The sequence below is a fragment of the Streptomyces sp. NPDC054840 genome (assembly GCF_053611065.1).
The window spans coordinates 1-4,701 of the sequence record NZ_JBSGZP010000589.1; the positions used below are offsets into that span (position 1 = coordinate 1).

Sequence of the window (4,701 nt, forward strand, 5' to 3'; positions counted from 1 at the left end):
GACCTGGTCCGCCAGGTCGACCCCGGTCTTGGCGTTGCCCCAGCTCTGCGCGTTCTTGAGGTGGAAACTCACCATCTGCTCCGTGTACCGGGACCAGTCGCGGTGCGCGTACGAGTCGTCGGCGGCGTCCTGGAGCTCCTGGAGGGCGAACCGGTTGGACGCCTCCAGCAGCTCGAAGGGGGCCGGGCGGCCCTTCTCCATCGCCCGCACCCAGTCGGAGTGCCCGACGGTGACCATCAGGTCCTCGCCCACCTCGTCCTGGAGGAACTCGATGTCCTCGGGTCCCTGCACCTTGTTGCCGATGACCTTGAGCGCGACCTCGAAGTCCCGTGCGTACTCCTTGTACTGGCGGTAGACGGAGACGCCCTTGCGGGTCGGTTCGGCGACCAGGAAGGTCACGTCGAAGCGGGTGAACATGCCCGAGGCGAAGGAGTCCGAGCCGGCCGTCATGTCGACGACCACGTATTCGTCCGGGCCGTCGACCAGGTGGTTGAGGCAGAGCTCGACCGCTCCGACCTTGGAGTGGTAGCAGGCCACGCCCAGGTCGGCCTCGGTGAACGGCCCGGTGGCCATGAGGCGTACGGGCTCACCGTCGAGCAGGACCGTTCGCGCGCAGGCCTCGTACACCGGGTTGTCCTCGGTGACGCGCAGCAGGCGCGAGCCGCGGCCGGGCGGGGTGGTCTTGATCATCGCGTCGGCGGACGCGATGCGCGGATTGGAACCCCGCAGGTACTCCTTGATCAGGGGCAGGTGCGCGCCGAGGGCGGGCAGTTCGGCGGCCTCCTCCTCGGTGAGGCCGAGCGCGGCGCCCAGGTGCTGGTTGATGTCGGCGTCCACCGCGACGACAGGGGCTTCGTTGGCGGCGAGGTGGCGGATGAAGAGGGAGGACAGGGTCGTCTTGCCGCTGCCGCCCTTTCCTACGAAAGCGATCTTCATGTTCACCAAGCGTAGCGGTTCGATCGCACTGTGCTGTCAAGGCGAGTGAAGAAGACCACTCCAAGGAGGGGTCGGTGCCAGGGGTGCGCAGTGCGTAGGCTCCCTGCTTATGAGTAGCGCTTCTGACCCGCTGGCCCCCTTGGCCGGGCTGCCTGGTGTCGCCGAGTCCGTGGATTCCGTACGCAAGGCCGTGGACCGCGTCTACGGGCACCGGGTGATGCGCCGCCGCAGCGGTGAGATCACCTCGGAGGCCGCTCTGCGCGGCGCCCGCGGCAGCGCGGCGCTGTCCGGTGCGGACTGGGCGCTGGAGGAGGTGCGCCGCCGGACCGACTTCGGGTCGGAGCCTGAGGCGCTGACGGTGGGCGCGGCGCTGCGGCTCACGGCGGAGGCCGGTCAGTTGCTGAGCATCTGGCGGCAGTCCCCGCTCCGGGTCCTGGCGCGGCTGCACCTGGTGGCGTGCGGATCGACGGCGGACGGCGATGTGGTGGGCCGCCCCCGGCTGGCGGGCGAGCCGGTGACGGAGCCGCTGGTCGGACTCCCGCTGCCGAGCGCCGAGGAGGTGGCGGGGCGCCTCGACGGGCTGTCCCGCCTGATCATCGCGGGCGGCTCCGCCCCGGCCCTGATCACGGCGGCGGTGGTGCACGGGGAACTGCTCGCACTGCGCCCGTTCGCCTCGTACAACGGGCTGGTCGCACGGGCGGCCGAGCGGATCGTCCTGATCAACAGCGGTCTGGACCCGAAGGCCATCTGCCCTGCGGAGGTCGGCCACGCGGAGCAGGGGAGCGAGGCCTATCTGGCCGCGTTCGAGGGGTATGTCTCCGGGACCGCGGAGGGCATGTCCGCCTGGATCGCGCACTGCGGCCGGGCGGTCGAACTGGGTGTCCGCGAGTCGACGGCGGTCTGCGAAGCCCTGCAGCGCGGCGCGGCCTGAGCCTGCCGTTTTCATCCGTTCGGCCCCGTCTCCGAGGCGTTCCGGCCCCGGACATGGGTTGCGGCGACACCGTCTTGCTCTGGTGTCGCCGCTGGCATTTACGCCCAGTTACCAAGCGTCCTCGAAAGTTGCCCATCAGGTCGGGGTCTTTGCCCGTTACCTGGTGCGGCTGGCCCGTAATCGACGGGTCGACGTCGCGTGGGTGCTCGGCGTTCATGCTTCGGTCCGTGGGCCTTGCTGCGTTTTAAAGATGATCCTCTCGGATGTTCTTTGGTCTCGCGGGCCGTTGCTTTATTTGTACTCCGCTTCGGAGCTATGCGAAACCCCTGGCTCCATTTTTTACTTTCCGGGACGATGAAGGGCGAACCGGGCAGGTCTTATCGGTGCGGGTCGGGACATTCAGGCAGAGCGGGCCGCCGCCAGGGCGCTGGCGCGGCGCCGGCTCGCGTACCAGACGAGCCCGGCCGTGGCCGCCGCCGCGCCTACGGCCGCCGCGGCGACCAGGGCGGGCCGGGTCGGCATGGACAGTCCGGGAAAGCGCTGCTTCAGCCGCACGGGCCGGTTGAAGACCAGGACCGGCCATTCGCGTGCCACGGCTTCCCGCCGCAGTGCCCGATCGGGGTTGACGGCGTGCGGATGTCCGACCGCTTCGAGCATCGGGACGTCGGTGGCCGAGTCGCTGTAGGCGTAGCACCGGGTGAGGTCGTACCCCTCGGACTCCGCGAGTTCGCGTACGGCCTCCGCCTTGGTCGGTCCGTACGCGTAGTACTCGATCTCGCCGGTGAAGCAGCCGTCCTCACCCACGACCATGCGGGTGGCGACGACCCGGTCCGCGCCGAGCATCTCCCCGATGGGCTCGACGACTTCCGCGCCGGAGGTGGACACGATCACCACGTCGCGGCCCGCTGTGTGGTGGGCCTCGATCAAGGATGCGGCCTCGTCGTAGATGATCGGGTCGATGAGGTCGTGCAGGGTCTCGGCGACGATCTCCCGCACCTGCTGCACGTTCCACCCCTTGCACAGGGCGGACAGGTACTCCCGCATCCGTTCCATCTGATCGTGGTCGGCGCCGCCGGCCAGGAAGATGAACTGCGTGTACGCGGTGCGCAACACGGCGCGCCGGTTGATCAGGCCGCCTTGGTAGAAGGACTTGCTGAACGTCAAGGTGCTCGACTTCGCAATGACCGTCTTGTCCAGGTCGAAGAAGGCTGCGGTGCGAGGCGAGGAGTGCGGCAAGGGCTGATTTTCCACGCCCCGAGCATATGCGCCCACCATTCGGCGTAAGGTGTGGCGCGTGGGTTTGCCTGAGAAGGCTCTCGGGTACACCATGGAAGTCACGGATCGTTCGCGACCGTGCTAACCCGGTCTGGCTCCTCCCCCCCCGAGTCGGACCGTGGGGACGACCCCCGCTCTCCCCCCCGGCGGGGGTCGTCGCATGTCCGGACGCGGTTCGCGTCCCTGCCTTCGGCCCCAAGTGACCATCCTCCGGCCCCTCCTCCTGCGCGGGGCCGACGCGGCGAAGGCCCTTACCCCATCAAACCCGTGACGCTGCGTAGTGGTTCCGCCGCGCTCCGGAACTCACCTGAGTGGGCGACCGGGTTATTCACAACGGATGGGTTGTCCACAGTTATCCGTCAAGATCCACTTTCTTTTCCTGATCGCTGCACGGTGATTCCAGCCGCGAAGTCCGTGGCGGAAGCATTTGCAGTGAGAAGGGGGCGGAGATCGTGGCCCGATCGAAGTCGTGTGAAACGCCGGAGTCCGTGGTCGGCGGAAGGGGGACAGGGGTCGGGGCGGGCGTGGGGGGCGGAAACATGGCCGGATCCGCACCCGGGGGCGGGCGGCCGCTGATCATCACCGAGGACCCGCTGCTGCTCGACGATCTACTGAGGCTGTGTGCCGCGGCCGGTGCGGAGCCGCATGTGCACCATGCGGTTCCCGAGCCGGGCGGCGCTGTCGGGGTGGGCGGCGGGACCGGGAGCGCCGGATGGGAGTCCGCGCCGCTCGTGCTGGTGGGCGACGACGCCGCCCGGCGGGTGCGCGGGGCTCCGCGCAGGGCGGGGGTGCTCCTCGTCGGACGGGACCTGGACGACCCAGAGGTGTGGCAACGGGCGGTGGAGATCGGCGCCGAGGAGGTGCTGCGGCTCCCCGACGCCGAGAGCCGGCTCGTCGACCGTCTCGCCGATGTCGTGGAGGGGGCCGGGCGGCCCGCGCTCGCCGTGGGGGTCATCGGCGGCAGTGGCGGCGCCGGAGCCTCCACCCTCGCCTGTGCGCTCGCCGTGCGGGCCGCCCGTGCCGGAGAGCGGACCATCCTCATCGACGGCGACCCGCTGGGCGGAGGCATGGACGTCCTGCTCGGGGGCGAGAGCGCCGAAGGTCTGCGCTGGCCGGACTTCGTGGCCTCGCGGGGCCGGGTGGGCGCCGGAGCGCTGGAGGAGTCCCTGCCCGAGCTGCACGACCTTCGCGTGCTCAGCTGGGACCGCGGCGACCGCGTGGTGGTGCCGCCCGCCGCGATCCGGTCCGTGGTGGCCGCCGCCCGCCGCCGGGGCGGGGTGGTGGTGGTCGACCTCCCGCGGAGGGTCGACGAAGCCGTGGCCGAGGTGCTGGCCCAGCTCGACCTGGTGTTGATGGTGGTGCCGGGCGAGTTGCGGTCGGTGGCCGCCGCGGGCCGGGTGGCGGCCGGGGTGCGGATGGTGGCCCGGGACGTGCGGGTCGTCGTACGGGGACGCTGCCCGGGCGGCCTCGATCCGGAGTCCGTGGCCGGGCTGCTGGGGGCACCGCTGGCCGGTGAGGTGCCGGTCGAGGTGGGGCTCCCGGGGCGGGTCGCCGAAGGC

4 protein-coding genes are annotated in these 4,701 nt (G+C 70.5%); 2 read left to right on the forward strand and 2 right to left on the reverse strand.

Features of this window, described 5'->3' with window-relative positions:
* Positions 1–936, reverse strand: a 936-nt coding sequence (locus tag ACWGIU_RS30205) for an ATP-binding protein (protein WP_453711096.1), incomplete at its 3' end; no start/stop codon positions are given.
* 109 nt (positions 937–1,045) lie between these two features.
* Between ACWGIU_RS30205 and ACWGIU_RS30210 the strand changes: the two genes are divergently transcribed.
* Positions 1,046–1,867, forward strand: coding sequence for a Fic family protein (locus tag ACWGIU_RS30210; RefSeq protein ID WP_382589366.1), 822 nt, complete (start codon positions 1,046–1,048; stop codon positions 1,865–1,867).
* Positions 1,868–2,266: 399 nt separating this feature from the next.
* Here ACWGIU_RS30210 and ACWGIU_RS30215 read toward each other — a convergent pair whose 3' ends face one another.
* The gene (locus ACWGIU_RS30215; protein WP_453711098.1) at positions 2,267–3,142 is read right to left on the reverse strand and encodes an HAD family hydrolase; all 876 of its coding nucleotides are present in this window, start codon (positions 3,140–3,142) and stop codon (positions 2,267–2,269) included.
* Positions 3,143–3,681: 539 nt separating this feature from the next.
* Between ACWGIU_RS30215 and ssd the strand changes: the two genes are divergently transcribed.
* A partial coding sequence (gene ssd, locus ACWGIU_RS30220; protein WP_453711100.1) for a septum site-determining protein Ssd occupies positions 3,682–4,701 on the forward strand: 1,020 nt, incomplete at its 3' end.

Bases quoted from the DNA above. Each gene is read 5' to 3' on its own strand.
- ACWGIU_RS30210 (WP_382589366.1), top strand. From the start codon at position 1,046: ATGAGTAGCGCTTCTGACCCGCTGGCCCCCTTGGCCGGGCTGCCTGGT.
- ACWGIU_RS30215 (WP_453711098.1), bottom strand. From the start codon at position 3,142: ATGGTGGGCGCATATGCTCGGGGCGTGGAAAATCAGCCCTTGCCGCAC.